The organism is Streptomyces sp. DG2A-72, assembly GCF_030499575.1.
GTDB lineage: Bacteria > Actinomycetota > Actinomycetes > Streptomycetales > Streptomycetaceae > Streptomyces.
Window position 1 is genome coordinate 1672257 of record NZ_JASTLC010000001.1, and the last position, 14031, is coordinate 1686287.

The following is a 14031-nucleotide window of genomic DNA, read 5'->3' on the forward strand; positions in this document are numbered from 1 at the left end:
GGTCCGTGCCCATCCGTTCCGCCCTGCGGAACGACTGCCCACAGACCCACGACCACCCACGACCGCGCGGCGTGACAAGGGACCCGGGGTCGAAGTCGCCGAGTCCCCTGCTTCCCACCTACTTCTCAGTTACCCCTGCGGAATCGAACGTCGCCACCTCGTGCATCGCCCTCGCCGTGCTCTGGACCAGCGGCAGGGCCAGGAGTGCGCCTGTGCCCTCGCCGAGGCGGAGGTCGAGGTCGACCAGGGGGCGGAGGCCGAGTTTGTTGAGGGCGGCGACGTGGCCGGGTTCGGCGCTGCGGTGGCCCGCGATGCAGGCGGCCAGGACCTCGGGGGCGATGGCGCGGGCGACCAGGGCGGCGGCGCCGGCGCTGACGCCGTCGAGGATGACCGGCGTGCGGAGGGACGCGCCGCCCAGCAGCAGGCCCACGATCGCCGCGTGCTCGAAGCCGCCGATCGCGGCGAGTACGCCGATGGGGTCGGCCGGGTCCGGCTGGTGGACGTCGATGGCGCGGCGGACGACCTCGGTCTTGCGGGCCAGGGTCTCGTCGTTGATGCCGGTGCCACGGCCGGTGACCTCGGCGGGGTCCGTGTCGGTGAAGACGGAGATCAGGGCCGCCGATGCCGTCGTGTTCGCGATGCCCATCTCGCCGGTGAGAAGCGCCTTGTTGCCGGCCGCCACCAGGTCGCGGGCCGTCTCGATGCCGACCTCGATGGCCTGCTTGGCCTCCTCGCGGGTCATCGCGGGGCCGGTGGTCATGTCGGACGTACCGGCGCGGACCTTGCGGGGCAGGAGGCCCGGCGTGGCGGGGAGGTCGGCTGCCACGCCCACGTCCACGACGCAGACCTCGGCGCCCACCTGGCCGGCGAAGGCGTTGCAGACCGCGCCGCCGCCCAGGAAGTTGGCGACCATTTGGGCCGTCACCTCCTGGGGCCAGGGGGTGACTCCTTGCGCGTGCACCCCGTGGTCGCCCGCGAAGATCGCGACCGCGGCGGGCTCCGGGATCGGCGGCGGGCACTGCCGGGACAGGCCGGACAGCTGTGCGGAGATGATCTCCAGCATGCCGAGCGAACCGGGCGGCTTCGTCATCCGCTTCTGCCGCTCCCAGGCCTCGCCGAGCGCCTTGGCGTCGAGCGGGCGGATCTGGGCGACGGTCTCGGCGAGGAGGTCGTGCGGGTCCTCGCCGGGCAGGGCGCGGCGGCCGTACGTCTCCTCGTGCACCACCCAGGACAGCGGGCGGCGCTTGGACCAGCCCGCCTGCATCAGCTCGGGCTCCTCCGGGAACTCGTCGACGTAGCCCACGCAGAGGTAGGCCACGACTTCGAGGTGCTCGGGCAGGCCCAGAGTGCGGACCATCTCGCGCTCGTCGAAGAAGCTGACCCAGCCGACGCCGAGCCCCTCGGCGCGGGCGGCGAGCCAGAGGTTCTCGACCGCGAGCGCGGAGGAGTACGGCGCCATCTGCGGCTGGGTGTGCCGGCCGAGGGTGTGCCGGCCGCCGCGGGTCGGATCGGCGGTGACGACGATGTTCACCGGGGTGTCGAGGATGGCCTCGATCTTCAGTTCCTTGAACTGCTTGGCCCGGCCCTTGGGCAGCGACTTGGCGTAGGCGTCGCGCTGGCGCATGGCCAGCTCGTGCATCGTGCGGCGGGTGTCGGCAGAGCGGATGACCACGAAGTCCCAGGGCTGTGAGTGGCCCACGGACGGGGCGGTGTGCGCCGCCTCCAGGACGCGGAGCAGGACCTCGTGCGGGATGGGGTCGCTGCGGAAGCCGTTGCGGATGTCGCGGCGTTCCCGCATGACCTTGAGGACGGCCTCGCGCTCGGCGTCTTCGTAGGCGGGCGCGGCCGGGCCGGTGGACTCTGGTGTTTCCGCCACTACGGCCGTGCTTTCTTCAAGGTCGGCGGCCCGGGTGTCCAGGTCCTCCGCATGCTGTACGAGTTCGGGGTCGGGCTCCGCCGCTGCGGGCTGGGCGTCGCCGTCCCGCGGGGCGGGGACGACGACCGGGGATTCCTGGTGGTCGTCCGCCGGGAACTGGAGGGCCTGCGGGGGCGTCGGCGCGAGGTGCGGGGTCGTCGGCACCGAGCCCTCCACCGGGACGAACTGGCCCATCGGCTCCTCCGGCACACCTGCGGCCGGGAAAGTGCCCGTGACATCGCCGTCCTGGCCGGCGGCGGCCCCCTCGAACTGCACCTGCTCGTCGACGAGTTCGGCCGGGGTCACGTCCTCGGCGGCGAGCGGCTGAGGCGCCTCCGCGTCGTCCATCGGCGTGCCGACGGCCATGCCGTGCGCCTCCGCCGCCACGACGTCCGGCGTCTCCGGCTGCGCGGCGACGAGGGGCGTGTGCGGTGTCGCGTGCTGCGGACCCTGCGTGTGTTGTGCGTCGGCGACCGGCTGCTCGTGCGGGTCCTGCGCGGGGATCTCGACGTCGGCGGGCGGGAGGGGCTGTGCGGCCTCCGGTGCCGCCGGGAACGGCATGGCGGATTCGGGGGTCTGCGGCCCGGGAGCGGACAGGGCCGGGTCAGGATCCGACACGGATTCGGGTACGGCCGGGTCGGGGGCGTGCGTGGTCGTGGGGGCGGCCGGGTCAGAGGCGTGTGCGGGCTCCGGTGCGGCCGGTTCGGGAGCGTGTGCGGGCTCCGGTACGGCTGTTTCCGGGGTGGGTACGACCTCGGGGGTCTGACCGGCGTCCTGGGGGGCGACGACTTCTGCGAGGTGCCCGGCCTCGGGGAGCCCGGCGTCCGGGGCGGTCACCGTCATCGGAGCCTGAGCGGCATCCGGGGCAACGCCCATGCCGGGCAACGAATCCGCTTCCGGAGCTGACGGAGCCTCGGCCACCTGTCCTGCGTCCGGGGTGACAGGGCCATCGGGCAGCTGCCCGGCATCGGGGACCGCAGCGTTCTCAGACATCTGCCCGGCATCCGGGACCGCAGCGTACTCAGGCATCTGCCCCGCATCCGGAACCGCAGGACCTTCAAGTACCTGCCCGGCGTCCGGAACCGGAAGGCCTTCGGTCACCGGCCCGGCGTCGCCGCCGGACTCGAACTCGGCTCCGGCAGCCTGACCGCCCTCTGCCGCGGGCGCGCCTTCCGGCGCCGCCCCGGCCTGCGGTCCGGCAGTGCCGACCGCCTCGGGAGCCGAAGCCCCGGGCACCTCACCGTTCGAGCCAGCGGTGTCCGTGGGCACAGGCCCGGCCTCCGGCCCAACTGCACCCGCCGAAACCGCCGGAGCTGTCGGATCCGGACCACCGTCCGCCCCGTACCCCCCATCAGAACCCGGCACAGCCTCTGCGCCGTACGACGCCTCGCCGCCCTCGGCGGCTTCCACGCCCTCCGCGATGGGCGCAGCCTCGGCGCCCTCCACACCGTACGCACCCGCCTCCGCCTCCGCCATGCGCGGAGCCGCCACGGCGATCGCCTCTGTGGCGAAGTGGGCCACGGCGGGCTCGGCTGTCGGGACAACCGTTTCCGCAGGGGCGGCCTCTGTGTGCGCCGGGGCCTGGACCGTGCCCGGTGCGGGCGCACCCCAGGGGGACGCGCCCTGAGGGGCCGCCTCGCGCAGCTGGGGGACGTCGAGGTACTCGGGGCCGGTCGGGTACGGGCCGGGGCGGCCTGCGGGCGCGCCCGCGGGGCCACGGTCGGCGAGGGAACGGACCGGGCTGGCGGACTGGTCGGGGGTCGGCGGGCCGAGGTGCAGCGGGCGGCGGTGAGTCGTCGCCGGGGTGGACGGCATCGTCTGCGTGGGCAGGCGGACGCCGCTGAGGTCCACGTTGCCGCTGTCGCGGCCGGCGGTCTCGTGCGGGCCCGGCTCATGGACGGCCTCGACGACCGGCTCGGGGGCGGGCGGAGGTACCTCGTTGCCCCACGCGCCCTGGGCGCCCGGCAGCAGCAACAGGTCTTCGTCCTCGGCGGTGGTCTCGGAGAGGTAGGTGTACGCACCGTGCGCGGGGGCGCCCGGCTGCTCCACCATGCCTGCGCTCTCCGGCAGCCCCTCGCCCGGGACCTGGCCGGTGTCGGTCATGCGTACCCCTCGCCCATCGGTTAGTGCTTCTACGACCTGCTCACCGGGGACGGCGCACCGACCGCCCCCGTAGTGAAGAACGAGCGTGCGTGCCCAGCGGCACGAACGACCCGTCGACAAATGACGACAAAGCCATTAACTGGCATTGTCGCGGCCGTTCCCCCGTCACGACAGCATGATCCGCGACGAGACCGCTGTGGACTGCGCCACGTTGCGCGTCCTCCGGTTCTGCCGTACCACAGCCACCCCAAAAAGGGTGCCCTTTCCGGACATTGACCGACGAAGCGCCGGGTGACCGAGTGCGGTACAACGATCGGCCAGCCTACCGCGCGCGGTACGACAACAGGATCACGGGGACGAGATCGGGATCAGCCCGCGCGCTCCGGCAGGACCCCGCTGAGCAGGAACGCGACACTCCGTTCCCGCTCCGTCCAGGCCCGCGTGTCGAGTTCGACGGACTGCAGCAGGGCGCACGCGACCTGGTAGCCGTGTTCGGTCAGGTCGCGGCCGACGAGTTCGGCGGCGTCGCGGGTGGCGGCGTGGGTGACGATGCGCTGCGGGCGGCGGTCGGCGACCGCGGAGACCACGGCCGCTCCCCCGCCGCCGACCCGGACGACGTCCGGCTCGGGCAGGTTCTCCAGGACGTGCGGGGCGCTGCCGTGCACGACCTGGAGCTGGACGCCGTGGTGCCGGGCGGCGGACTCGGTGCGGGCGCAGGCCTCGAGCGCGCTGTCCACGGCGATGACGGCGGCACCGGCCCGGGCGGACTCGACGGCGAAGGCGCCGCTGCCGCAGCCGATGTCCCACACGAGGTCGCCGACGCGCGGGCCGAGGCGGGCGAGTTGGGCCGCGCGGAGCGGTTCCAGTTCGCCCTCGCCCATGAGACCGCCGTACGCCGCCGCGGGCAGCGTCCAGCCACGTGGCCCGGCGGCCGGTTCGCGTCCGGCGATCCAGCCGCCCTCGGCCCCGCCGGCGGTTCCTCCGATGACGATGACCACATTGGGATCTCGCCAGGTGTGGTCGGCGGCCTTGTCGGAGGTGAGGATCGTGACCTGTTCGCGGTCGGTGCCCAGTTCCTCGCAGATGACGAAGGTGCGGTGGACGCCTTCGAGGAGCAGGCCGAGTTCGGCGGGTCCGGCGCCCGGTGAGGTGAGGACGGCGACCTTGGTGTGCGCGCGGCACACATTCACCGCGCGGCGCAGGGTGCGTCGGTGGGCGACGACCACGTGGGCGTCGTCCCAGGGCATCCCGGCGCGGGCGAAGGCGGCGGCCACGGAGGAGACGGCGGGGACGACCTCGACCTCCAGGCCGAACTCGGGCGCGCGCAGCGTCCGTACGACACCGAAGAAGCCGGGGTCCCCGTCGGCGAGCACCACCGCGGTGCCGCGGTGTCCGGCGATGCGGCGGGCGGCGAGGGCGGCGCTGCCGAGGCGGATCCGCTCGGCGGTGTGCGGCACTTCGGGGAGCGCGAGGTGGTGGGCGGCGCCGGCCACCAGCGTGGCGGCGCCCAGGGCCGCGCGTGCCGCGGCGGTCAGGGGCGAACCGTCCCAGCCGATCACCGTGACCCGGTCGGCCATCGTCGTCAGTCTCCAGAGGGTTTGCGCAGGTCGTCAGGGGGTGGCCCGTACCCGGGCTCCGTGAGGGTACCTGGTGGCGTCGGGAGACCCACGAGGGTGGTGGCCGCCTGCGGGCTCAGTTCCAGTCGGCGAGCGCGGTGAATCCGCCGTCGCCGACGCCCGCGAGGTCCTCCGGCAGGAGGCTCCACACGATCACATCGGTGCGTACGTCGGCCCAGTCGCCGCTCTCGGTTCTGCTGCGGGCTATCCAGGCGTTGCGCAGGACGCCCTCGCTGATGCACCCGATCTTCTGGGCGACCTGCTGGGAGGCGGTGTTGTCGGCGGCGGTGCGCAGCTCCAGCCGCTCGAACTTCTGGTCGTGGAACAGCCACTGGGCGGTGGCGAGGGCGGCCTCGGAGGCATAGCCCTCGCCGCGGGCCCAGGGGGCGATGACGTACGCGATCTCGCTGGCCCGCACCCGCCAGTCGGTGTTCTGCAGGTGCACGATGCCGACGAGACGCTGGGTGAGGAACTCGGTGACCGCGAAGACGATCCCGCGGCCGTCGGTCCGCTCGGCGGGGGCCTGTTCGGTGACCCAGGCACGTGCGTGGGCCCGGGTGTAGGGGTGCGGGGCCGAGGTCCAGGCGGTGACCATCTCGTCGTTCATCATCTCGGCCAGGGAGTCGATGTCCGGCGCCTCGAAGGGGCGCAGCACCAACCGCTCCGTGCTGATGGAGATGTCGGGGAAGGTGCTCGTCATGCGCCGCTCCGTAACCTTCGGTAAACCTGCAGGGCCTGCTGAACTGCCCAGCATGCAGCATGAAAGCACTGAACCGCACCACGGGGTCCACACCAAGTGAAGGCGCGGACCCCGTGCGTGGCGAAACGCCGTGTACGCGCCGTCAGAAGGCGGCCACGACCGCGCCGTCGTACTTGTCCTCGATGAACTTCTTCACTTCGGGCGAGGTGAGCAGCTCGGCCAGCTTCCGCACGCGCGGGTCGTCCTCGTTGCCCTTCTTCACAGCAAGGAAGTTGCCGTACGGGTTGTCCTTGGGCGACTCGGCGACGAGGGCGTCCTCGGCCGGGCTGAGGTCGGCCTCCAGGGCGTAGTTGCCGTTGATCACGGCGGCGTCGACATCGCCGAGGGAGCGCGGCAGTTGGGCCGCCTCGAGCTCCTTGAACTGGAGGTTCTTGGGATTGGAGGCGATGTCCTTGGGGGTCGCCTCGTAGCCGACGCCCGCCTTGAGCTTGATGACGCCGTTGGTTTCCAGCAGCTTCAGCGCGCGGGCCTCGTTGGTGGTGTCGTTGGGCAGGGCGATGGTGGCGCCCTTCTTCAGGTCCGTGAGCTTCTTGACGCCCTGGGAGTACACGCCGAGCGGCTCCAGGTGCACCGTGGCGTCGGGCACGGCCACGATGTCGGTGCCGTTCTTCTTGTTGAAGTCGTCCAGGTACGGCTGGTGCTGGAAGTAGTTGGCGTCGATCTCGCCCTGCTGGACGGCCGTGTTCGGAGTCACATCAGCAGCCGAAGCTTGGGTGCGGGGCCCGAGGTGCCGCCCCGGCGATGCAGGGAGCGGGCCGCGTAGTCGCCGGCGAACTGGATGAGGGAGATGACCACGGCGAGGATCGCGACGGTGAGCCACATCAGTTCGGTCTCGAAGCGCTGGTAGCCGTAGCGGATGGCGATGTCGCCGAGGCCGCCCGCGCCGACCGTGCCGGCCATCGCGGAGTAGCCGATGAGGGCGACGATCGTGGTCGTGGTACTGGCGATCAGCGAGGGCAGCGACTCGGGTACGAGGACCTTGCGGACGATCGTCCAGGTGTTGCCGCCCATCGACTGCACGGCCTCGACGAGCCCGCCGTCCACTTCGCGGACAGCCGTCTCAACAAGGCGCGCGAAGAAGGGAATCGCACCGATGGCGAGCGGCACGATGGCGGCCTCGCGGCCGATGGTCGTGCCGGTGATCGAGCGCGTGAAGCCCATCAGCGCGACCATCAGGATGATGAACGGCATCGAGCGGGCGACGTTCACGATCTGCCCGATCACCTTGTTCGCGACGACGTTCTGGAGCAGTCCGCCCCGGTCGGTGAGGACGAGCAGGACGCCGAGCGGAAGACCGCCGACGACGGCGATGAGCGTGGACCAGCCGACCATGTAGAGGGTGTCCCAACAGGCCTGCTCCAGCAGGGGCTGCTTCGCCGAAAAATCAGCCCAGGTCATCACTTGGCACCTTCCGTGAGCAGTACGGGCTCCTGGCCCAGCACGTCGATCTGCAGGCCCTGTTCGCGCAGGAAGCCGATCGGCACGACGTTGTCCTCGTAGCGGCCGGGCAGTTCGATGCGCATGCGGCCGATCTGGAGGCCGCCGACGGTGTCGATGGCGGCGCCGAGGATCGAGATGTCGATGTTGTAGGTGCGCGAGAGCTGGGAGACGACCGGCTGGGTGGCGGCCTCGCCCTGGAAGGTGACGTCGACGACGGTGCGGTCGGCGTCGGTGGCCTCACCGCCCACCGGGAAGAGCGCGGAGGCCAGTTCGGAGCCTGGCGTCGCGAGCAGCTCGCTCACCGTTCCGGACTCGACGATGCGGCCCTTCTCCATGAGCGCGGCCGAGTCGCAGATCGACTTCACGACGTCCATCTCGTGGGTGATGAGCAGGACGGTCAGGCCCAGCTGCCGGTTCAGGTCGCGCAGCAGCTGGAGGATCGAGCGGGTGGTCTCCGGGTCGAGGGCACTGGTGGCCTCGTCGGAGAGCAGCACCTTCGGGTCGCCGGCCAGGGCGCGGGCGATGCCGACGCGCTGCTTCTGGCCGCCGGAGAGCTGGGCGGGGTAGGCCTTGGCCTTGTCCGCCAGACCCACCATGTCCAGCAGCTCGAGCGCCTTGCGGGAGCGCTCCTTGCCGGACGTGCCGAGGATTTCGAGCGGCAGCTCGACGTTGTCCTGGACCGTCCGGGAGGACAGCAGGTTGAAGTGCTGGAACACCATGCCGATACGGCTGCGCGCCTGACGCAGCTCCTTGCCGGCACGCGGTCCGCGCCCGGCGAGCGCGGTGAGGTCCTGACCGGCGACGGTGACCGTGCCGGCGGTGGGGCGCTCCAGGAGGTTGATGCAGCGGATCAGCGAGGACTTGCCGGCGCCGGACTGGCCTATGACGCCGTACACCTCGCCTTCGCGGACGTGCAGGTCGACGCCGTCGAGGGCGGTGACCTCTCGGCCGCGGGAGCGGTCAGCCCGATAAATTTTCGTCAGGCCAGATGTGGTGATCACTGGGGATTCCGTCACTGTCGAGTACGCGGGCGTGGGTGTGCCCTGGTGCGGGAGAGAAGGTGTGCGCGGGCAATGTGGTCACGTACGGCAAACGGCGTACGGACATGCCACGGCAGCTCGCTTCGGGGCGCGAGGCTCAGGAGGTCGTGCGGGGGCCCTCTAGAAGGCGCACATTCGACACATACAACGAGCACCGGGCGTCATGGTCGCCTCGGTCGCAAGGGTGCGGCAGCTCGTCGTGGTCATGCGATCAGTAAACCAGACCTACGGTCCTTACCGAGCGCCGCTGTCCGCATGGTGGACAGCGGCGGACAGGCGTCAGCGGCGGACGGAGATCTCCACTCCCCCGTCGGTGACCAGCGCGGACAGGGCCGACAGGTCGGTGACCACCAGATCGGCGTCCAACTCGTGGGCCTGGTGGGTTGTGGCCAACGCCACGGTGGTCATCCCGGCGGCGCGGCCCGACCGGAGCCCGGCCGGGGCGTCCTCGAAGACGACGCAGTGCGCGGGGTCGACGCCCAGTTCGCGCGCGGCGAGGAGGTAGGGCTCGGGGTCGGGCTTGCCGCGTGTGATGTCGTCGGCGGTGACCATGGTCTTGGGGAGGATGCCGACGGCGTGGAGCCGCGCCTCGGCGAGCCTGCGGGTGGCGGAAGTGACCACGGCCCAGCGGTCGGCGGGCAGCGAGTCGAGGAAGTCCTTCGTGCCGGGCAGCAGGCGCACGCCGCCATTCGGTACGTCCTCCACCTCCAGCGTCTCGATCCGCGCGAGGGCCTCCGGCACCACATGCGCAGGCAGCAGGTCGGCGACTATCTCGACGGCCGGGCGTCCGTGCAGCTCGACCCTGCCGAACTCCTCCGTGATGCCGTACTCCCCGGCCCAGCGCGCCCAACAGCGGTCCACGGAGGCGAGGGAGGAGACGAGGGTGCCGTCGTTGTCGAACAGGAGGGCTTGTGCACGGATCTTCATGCCCTCGACCCTACGGTGCGTCCCGGGGGCCGCCGCATCAGGCCTTTTGGGCCGTAATAGGCTCGCCGCATGTTTGATGCCCTGACGCTGGTGACCGGGGTCGCCGCGCTGTTGCTCGCCGCGTGGTGCGGATGGGCGGCGTACCGAGATCAGCCGACCAAGGACTGGCACTTCATCGGCATGGCCGTGGTGACGGCACTGGCCCTGGTGCAGCTGGTGATCGGAATCGTACGGTTGGCGCAGGGCGACGAACCGGAGCAGGGTACGACGATCTTCGTCGCGTATCTGCTGGGTTCGTTCGCGTGCGTTCCGGCGGCGGGGTTCATGTCGCTGGCGGAGCGCACGCGGTGGGGTTCCGTGACGGTGGCGGCCGGTGGCGTGGTGCTGGCGGTTCTTGAGGTGCGGCTTTATGACATCTGGGGAGGCTGAGGTGACCGCCACGGAGAAGAAGCCGCCGAAGACCCGGCTCATCAGCGGGCCGGGGATGCTGCTCGTCTGGCTGTACGGCGTGATGGTCGTCGGTGCGGTGTCCCGCTCGGTCGTCCAGATCGCGACGGAGTTCGACCACGCCCCGCTGGCCTACTCACTGTCGGCGGTCGCGGGGCTGGTGTACGGCTTCATCACGTACTCGCTGGTGCGCGGCGGGGAAACGGCCCGCAAGGCGGCGCTGGTGTGCTGCGCCGCGGAGCTTTTGGGCGTGTTGACGGTCGGCACGTGGACGTTGGCCGATCCGTCGGCGTTTCCTGATGCGACCGTGTGGTCGGACTACGGCATGGGGTATCTGTTCATCCCTGTGCTGCTGCCCTTGTCCGCCATCTACTGGTTGCGCAAGCGCGCCCGTTAGGCCGTGGCCGCGTACGTGCCCGCCGCCTTCTCCAGGACGATCATCGGTACCCCGTCCTCGCCCTTCGACGTGCCTACCGTCTGGTAGCCCACCTTGCGGTAGAGCCGCAGGTTGCCCTCGCTGCGGTGGCCGGTGTGGAGGCGGAAGCGCTTGGCTCCGTGCTGTTCGGCTAGGGCGGATTCGGCTGCGCGCAGGAGCCGCGCGCCGATGCCGTGGCCCTGGAGGCGGGGGTGGACGCAGAGCTTGCCGATGGCGGCGGCGCCGTCGTCGGTGAGGGCGCCGCGGACCGAGCCGACGACCTCGTCGCCGAGGCGGGCGACGAAGACGCAGTCCTTGGCGACCTCCTCGCGGACCGAGTCCAGGGGCTGGACGAGCGGGTCGATACGGTAGTTGCCGTACAGCGCCGCCTCGCTCTGGAAGCAGAGGTACTGCAGCCGGAAGATCTGCTCGGCATCCTGCTCGGCCGCCACGGAGATGGTCACGCTCATGCCCATGTGTGCACGCCTCCCGCTCACCTGTCGCCTGTTGTTCCTCGTTCCTATCCCCGCGCTTCGCGGGCCGCAACCTCCGGCGTGAGCAATCGACGCAGACATCCCAGGCATCTGGAACGTTCCGGACCGAGACTGCCCTGTGAGATACCCAACTCCCCCGCGATTTCCCGGTATGTGAGGTCCTTCGGCGAGAGGAGGGCTTCCAGGAGGCGGGGACAGCGGCCGGGCAGGCGGCGCACGGCGTCGTGCAGGGCGCGGTGGCGGGCGGCGGTGAGCGCGAGGTGTTCCGGGCCGTGGTCGCTGGTGTCGGCTGGTTCGGTGTCGTACGGCCGTTCGTGTCGGTTCGTACGGCGGGCGCGGCGGACCTCGGAGCGGACGGCCTCGCGGAGCCAGCGCTGGGGGTCGCTGGGCGGGCCCTCCGCGTCCAGGTGCTCCAGGAGGCGGAGCCAGACCGCCTGCTCCAGGTCGCCGGGCTCGGTTCCGGAGGCATGTGCCTCGGCGGAGGCCTCGGCGGTGAGCAGCGGGCGCAGTGCGGTAACCAGGTCGTACGTCATATGCGGCACGACGCGGCCGCCCGGGCTGCAGGTTGCCCGGACGGCCGGATGTCACCCCAACCGGGGTGGAGGGCTCAGCCGTTGACGAAGTCCTCGCGGGCCAGCAGACCGGTGTCCGGCTGGTCGGTGAAGACGCCGTCGATGCCGGTGGCGAAGTAGGTCTTGTAGGCGCCGAAGACATCGCCGTACGCGTCGGCGTCGGTGCCCTTGCGGAAGTTCGCCGGCAGGAAGGGGTTCTCGTTGCGCAGCGTCCACGGGTGCAGGATCAGGCCCGCCGCGTGGGCGTCCTTGACGAGCGTGGTCGGCTTGGTGAGATTGCCGCTCGCGTCCTTCGGAATGATCAGGTCGAGGGTGGGGCCGATGCCGTTGGCGTAGGAGGCGATCCACTTCAGACCCTCGGGCTTGACCAGGTCGGCGACCGTGCGCGGATCACCGGCCTCGACGAAGTCCCAGGGGCGGGTGGTGGGGCCGGACAGCAGCACGGCGAGGGGGTTGCCGACGAGCCTGTTCAGGCGCTGGATGCTGCTCGGCTCGAAGGACTGCAGGATGACCGGCGAGTTCTTCCGGTCCTTGCCGTACTTGCGCAGCAGCTTGGCGACCCGCTCCTCCAGGCCGAGGCCCAGCTTGCGGAAGTAGGTGGGGTGCTTGGTCTCGGGGTAGATCCAGACCTGCTTGCCGCGCTTGCGGGTCTGCGCGTCCTGCCACTGGAGCACCTCCTCGAAGGTGGGGATCTCCCAGCGGCCGTTGTAGAGCGTGTTGTGCGGGCGGTTGGCCGGGATGCGCTCGATCGCGCGGAGGGTCTTCAGCTCGGCGAGCGTGAAGTCCTCGGTGAACCAGCCGGTGGTGGAGACGCCGTCCAGGACCTTGGTGGTCTTGCGGCTCGCGAACTCGGGGTGGTCGGCGACGTCGGTGGTGCCGCCGATCTCGGGCTCGTGACGGCAGACGATGTGCCCGTCCTTGGTCGGCACCAGATCGCCGGCCTCGACAACGTGGGCGCCCATGTCGAGGGCGAGCTCGTATGCGCCGAAGGTGTGCTCCGGCCGGTAGCCGCTGGCACCCCGATGGCCGATGATCGTCGGTACGGGCAGGCTCCTCACACCGCCGCCCCCGTGGCGTGCGTCGGCTCTCGCCGTACCGGGCAGCCCGAGAACCGCTCCGCCCGCGCCCAGCACCGCCGCGCCGAGCACCGCCCGTCGTCCGGTCCCGCGCGCCTGCTCGTTCGACTCCTGCGTCCCCATGAACGCCCTCCCTCGTTCGGCCCGTTGATGCGGGCCGATCGTAGGGGCGTGCGCATGACGAGCGGGAGTCCGGGGCCGGAACACGGGGGTGACGCCTGATGTCGCATGGGGTCGGGCTTCTGACGGTTCGTCGGCATCGACTACATGGTTCCGGGTAGGCGATCGGTTGACACGGTTGAGGCTCCGTGGCCCCAGCGGGCGCGACCTCCGTCACATCGTTCCGGACGGATTACCGGCGCGCATCGGGACGCCACCGCAGGTAAACCCGGGTCAACAGTGCGTAAGACCCCGGTGAACCCGACAATCCCGATGTGCGCTACCCCCGGGGCCGCGAGTATCGTCCTCACCTGCACAGACTTACACCGAATCCCTTGACACCGGAGGGCCCGTTGTCCCGCTTCGCGCTCATCAAGGCAGTGCTCGGACCGATCATGCGCCTGATGTTCCGCCCACGGGTGGAGGGCGCGGAGCACATCCCCGGCGACGGTCCGGTCATCCTGGCCGGCAACCACCTCACGTTCATCGACTCGATCGTGCTGCCGCTGGTCTGCGACCGTCAGGTCTTCTTCATCGGCAAGGACGAGTACGTCACCGGCAAGGGCTTCAAGGGCGGGTTGATGGCCTGGTTCTTCACCGGCGTCGGCATGATCCCGGTGGACCGGGACGGTGCGAGCGGGGGTGTGGCCGCGCTGATGACCGGGCGCCGGATCCTGGAGGAGGGCAAGGTCTTCGGCATCTACCCGGAGGGCACGCGCTCGCCCGACGGGCGGCTGTACCGGGGGCGTACGGGGATCGCCCGACTCACCCTGATGACCGGTGCGCCGGTCGTGCCGTTCGCGATGATCGGCACGGACAAGTTGCAGCCGGGGGGTGCGGGGATTCCGCGGCCCGGCCGCGTGACTGTTCGTTTTGGTGAGGCGATGGAGTTTTCGCGGTACGAAGGGATGGACCGGGATCGGTATGTGCTGCGGGCTGTGACCGACTCTGTGATGGCTGAGGTCATGCGGTTGTCGGGGCAGGAGTACGTCGATATGTACGCCACGAAGGCGAAGGCCGCGTAGTCGTCTGCCGGTCCGTTGGGGCTGGTCGCGCAGTTCCCCGCG

At 70.9% G+C, this 14031-nt stretch carries 12 protein-coding genes and 1 pseudogene; 3 read left to right on the plus strand and 10 right to left on the minus strand.

The features are described 5' to 3' along the window. Window positions 1-118: 118 nt before the first annotated feature. From cobT to QQY66_RS08145, 7 genes and pseudogenes are all read right to left on the minus strand, one after another. A complete protein-coding gene (gene cobT / locus QQY66_RS08115; RefSeq protein WP_301978393.1) occupies window positions 119-4018 on the minus strand; it encodes a nicotinate-nucleotide--dimethylbenzimidazole phosphoribosyltransferase in 3900 nt (1299 codons plus the stop codon). Window positions 4019-4386: 368 nt separating this feature from the next. Continuing rightward, window positions 4387-5595, minus strand: a complete 1209-nt coding sequence (cbiE, locus tag QQY66_RS08120) for a precorrin-6y C5,15-methyltransferase (decarboxylating) subunit CbiE (RefSeq protein WP_301978394.1) — start codon at window positions 5593-5595, stop codon at window positions 4387-4389. A gap of 115 nt (window positions 5596-5710) precedes the next feature. Continuing rightward, window positions 5711-6334 carry a GNAT family N-acetyltransferase gene (locus tag QQY66_RS08125; protein WP_301978396.1) on the minus strand — a complete coding sequence of 208 codons (624 nt, stop codon included), beginning with the start codon at window positions 6332-6334 and terminating at the stop codon, window positions 5711-5713. A gap of 142 nt (window positions 6335-6476) precedes the next feature. Further along, window positions 6477-7088: pseudogene (locus tag QQY66_RS08130) on the minus strand (MetQ/NlpA family ABC transporter substrate-binding protein); the annotation flags it as partial. Continuing rightward, entirely contained in the window at window positions 7085-7792 is a 708-nt protein-coding gene (locus QQY66_RS08135) for a methionine ABC transporter permease (protein ID WP_301978397.1), read from the minus strand. The gene QQY66_RS08135 and the pseudogene QQY66_RS08130, both read right to left, overlap by 4 nt. Then, window positions 7792-8835, minus strand: a complete 1044-nt coding sequence (locus QQY66_RS08140) for a methionine ABC transporter ATP-binding protein (RefSeq protein WP_301978398.1) — start codon at window positions 8833-8835, stop codon at window positions 7792-7794. The genes QQY66_RS08135 and QQY66_RS08140 overlap by 1 nt, the downstream gene beginning before the upstream one ends. Before the next feature lie 318 nt (window positions 8836-9153). Further along, window positions 9154-9801, minus strand: a complete 648-nt coding sequence (locus QQY66_RS08145; protein ID WP_301978399.1) for an HAD family hydrolase — start codon at window positions 9799-9801, stop codon at window positions 9154-9156. A gap of 69 nt (window positions 9802-9870) precedes the next feature. Here QQY66_RS08145 and QQY66_RS08150 point away from each other — a divergent pair, with 69 nt between their 5' ends. Together QQY66_RS08150 and QQY66_RS08155 are read left to right on the plus strand one after the other, a co-directional pair. Then, on the plus strand, window positions 9871-10230 hold the full coding sequence (locus QQY66_RS08150; RefSeq protein ID WP_301978400.1) for a hypothetical protein: 360 nt from the start codon (window positions 9871-9873) through the stop codon (window positions 10228-10230). Beyond that, a complete protein-coding gene (locus tag QQY66_RS08155; protein ID WP_301978402.1) occupies window positions 10211-10645 on the plus strand; it encodes a hypothetical protein in 435 nt (144 codons plus the stop codon). The genes QQY66_RS08150 and QQY66_RS08155 overlap by 20 nt, the downstream gene beginning before the upstream one ends. Here the strand turns inward: QQY66_RS08155 and QQY66_RS08160 are convergent. The 3 genes from QQY66_RS08160 to QQY66_RS08170 all read right to left on the minus strand — a co-directional run bounded on the left by QQY66_RS08160 (window position 10642) and on the right by QQY66_RS08170 (window position 12928). Further along, a complete protein-coding gene (locus tag QQY66_RS08160; protein WP_301978403.1) occupies window positions 10642-11139 on the minus strand; it encodes a GNAT family N-acetyltransferase in 498 nt (165 codons plus the stop codon). The two genes, QQY66_RS08155 and QQY66_RS08160, sit on opposite strands and share 4 nt — an antisense overlap. Before the next feature lie 44 nt (window positions 11140-11183). Continuing rightward, complete coding sequence (locus QQY66_RS08165) at window positions 11184-11690, minus strand: sigma-70 family RNA polymerase sigma factor (RefSeq protein ID WP_301978404.1); 507 nt, start codon at window positions 11688-11690, stop codon at window positions 11184-11186. Between the two features lie 74 nt (window positions 11691-11764). Continuing rightward, window positions 11765-12928 carry a glycerophosphodiester phosphodiesterase gene (locus QQY66_RS08170; protein ID WP_301978406.1) on the minus strand — a complete coding sequence of 388 codons (1164 nt, stop codon included), beginning with the start codon at window positions 12926-12928 and terminating at the stop codon, window positions 11765-11767. Between the two features lie 389 nt (window positions 12929-13317). Here QQY66_RS08170 and QQY66_RS08175 point away from each other — a divergent pair, with 389 nt between their 5' ends. Then, entirely contained in the window at window positions 13318-13989 is a 672-nt protein-coding gene (locus QQY66_RS08175) for a 1-acyl-sn-glycerol-3-phosphate acyltransferase (protein WP_301987229.1), read from the plus strand. Window positions 13990-14031: the final 42 nt, after the last annotated feature.

What these genes read in the sequence shown, in the direction of transcription:
- cobT (WP_301978393.1), bottom strand. Translation starts at nt 4,018, where the DNA reads ATGACCGACACCGGCCAGGTCCCGGGCGAGGGGCTGCCGGAGAGCGCA.
- cbiE (WP_301978394.1), bottom strand. Translation starts at nt 5,595, where the DNA reads ATGGCCGACCGGGTCACGGTGATCGGCTGGGACGGTTCGCCCCTGACC.
- QQY66_RS08125 (WP_301978396.1), bottom strand. Translation starts at nt 6,334, where the DNA reads ATGACGAGCACCTTCCCCGACATCTCCATCAGCACGGAGCGGTTGGTG.
- QQY66_RS08135 (WP_301978397.1), bottom strand. Translation starts at nt 7,792, where the DNA reads ATGACCTGGGCTGATTTTTCGGCGAAGCAGCCCCTGCTGGAGCAGGCC.
- QQY66_RS08145 (WP_301978399.1), bottom strand. Translation starts at nt 9,801, where the DNA reads ATGAAGATCCGTGCACAAGCCCTCCTGTTCGACAACGACGGCACCCTC.
- QQY66_RS08150 (WP_301978400.1), top strand. Translation starts at nt 9,871, where the DNA reads ATGTTTGATGCCCTGACGCTGGTGACCGGGGTCGCCGCGCTGTTGCTC.
- QQY66_RS08155 (WP_301978402.1), top strand. Translation starts at nt 10,211, where the DNA reads ATGACATCTGGGGAGGCTGAGGTGACCGCCACGGAGAAGAAGCCGCCG.
- QQY66_RS08160 (WP_301978403.1), bottom strand. Translation starts at nt 11,139, where the DNA reads ATGGGCATGAGCGTGACCATCTCCGTGGCGGCCGAGCAGGATGCCGAG.
- QQY66_RS08165 (WP_301978404.1), bottom strand. Translation starts at nt 11,690, where the DNA reads ATGACGTACGACCTGGTTACCGCACTGCGCCCGCTGCTCACCGCCGAG.
- QQY66_RS08170 (WP_301978406.1), bottom strand. Translation starts at nt 12,928, where the DNA reads ATGGGGACGCAGGAGTCGAACGAGCAGGCGCGCGGGACCGGACGACGG.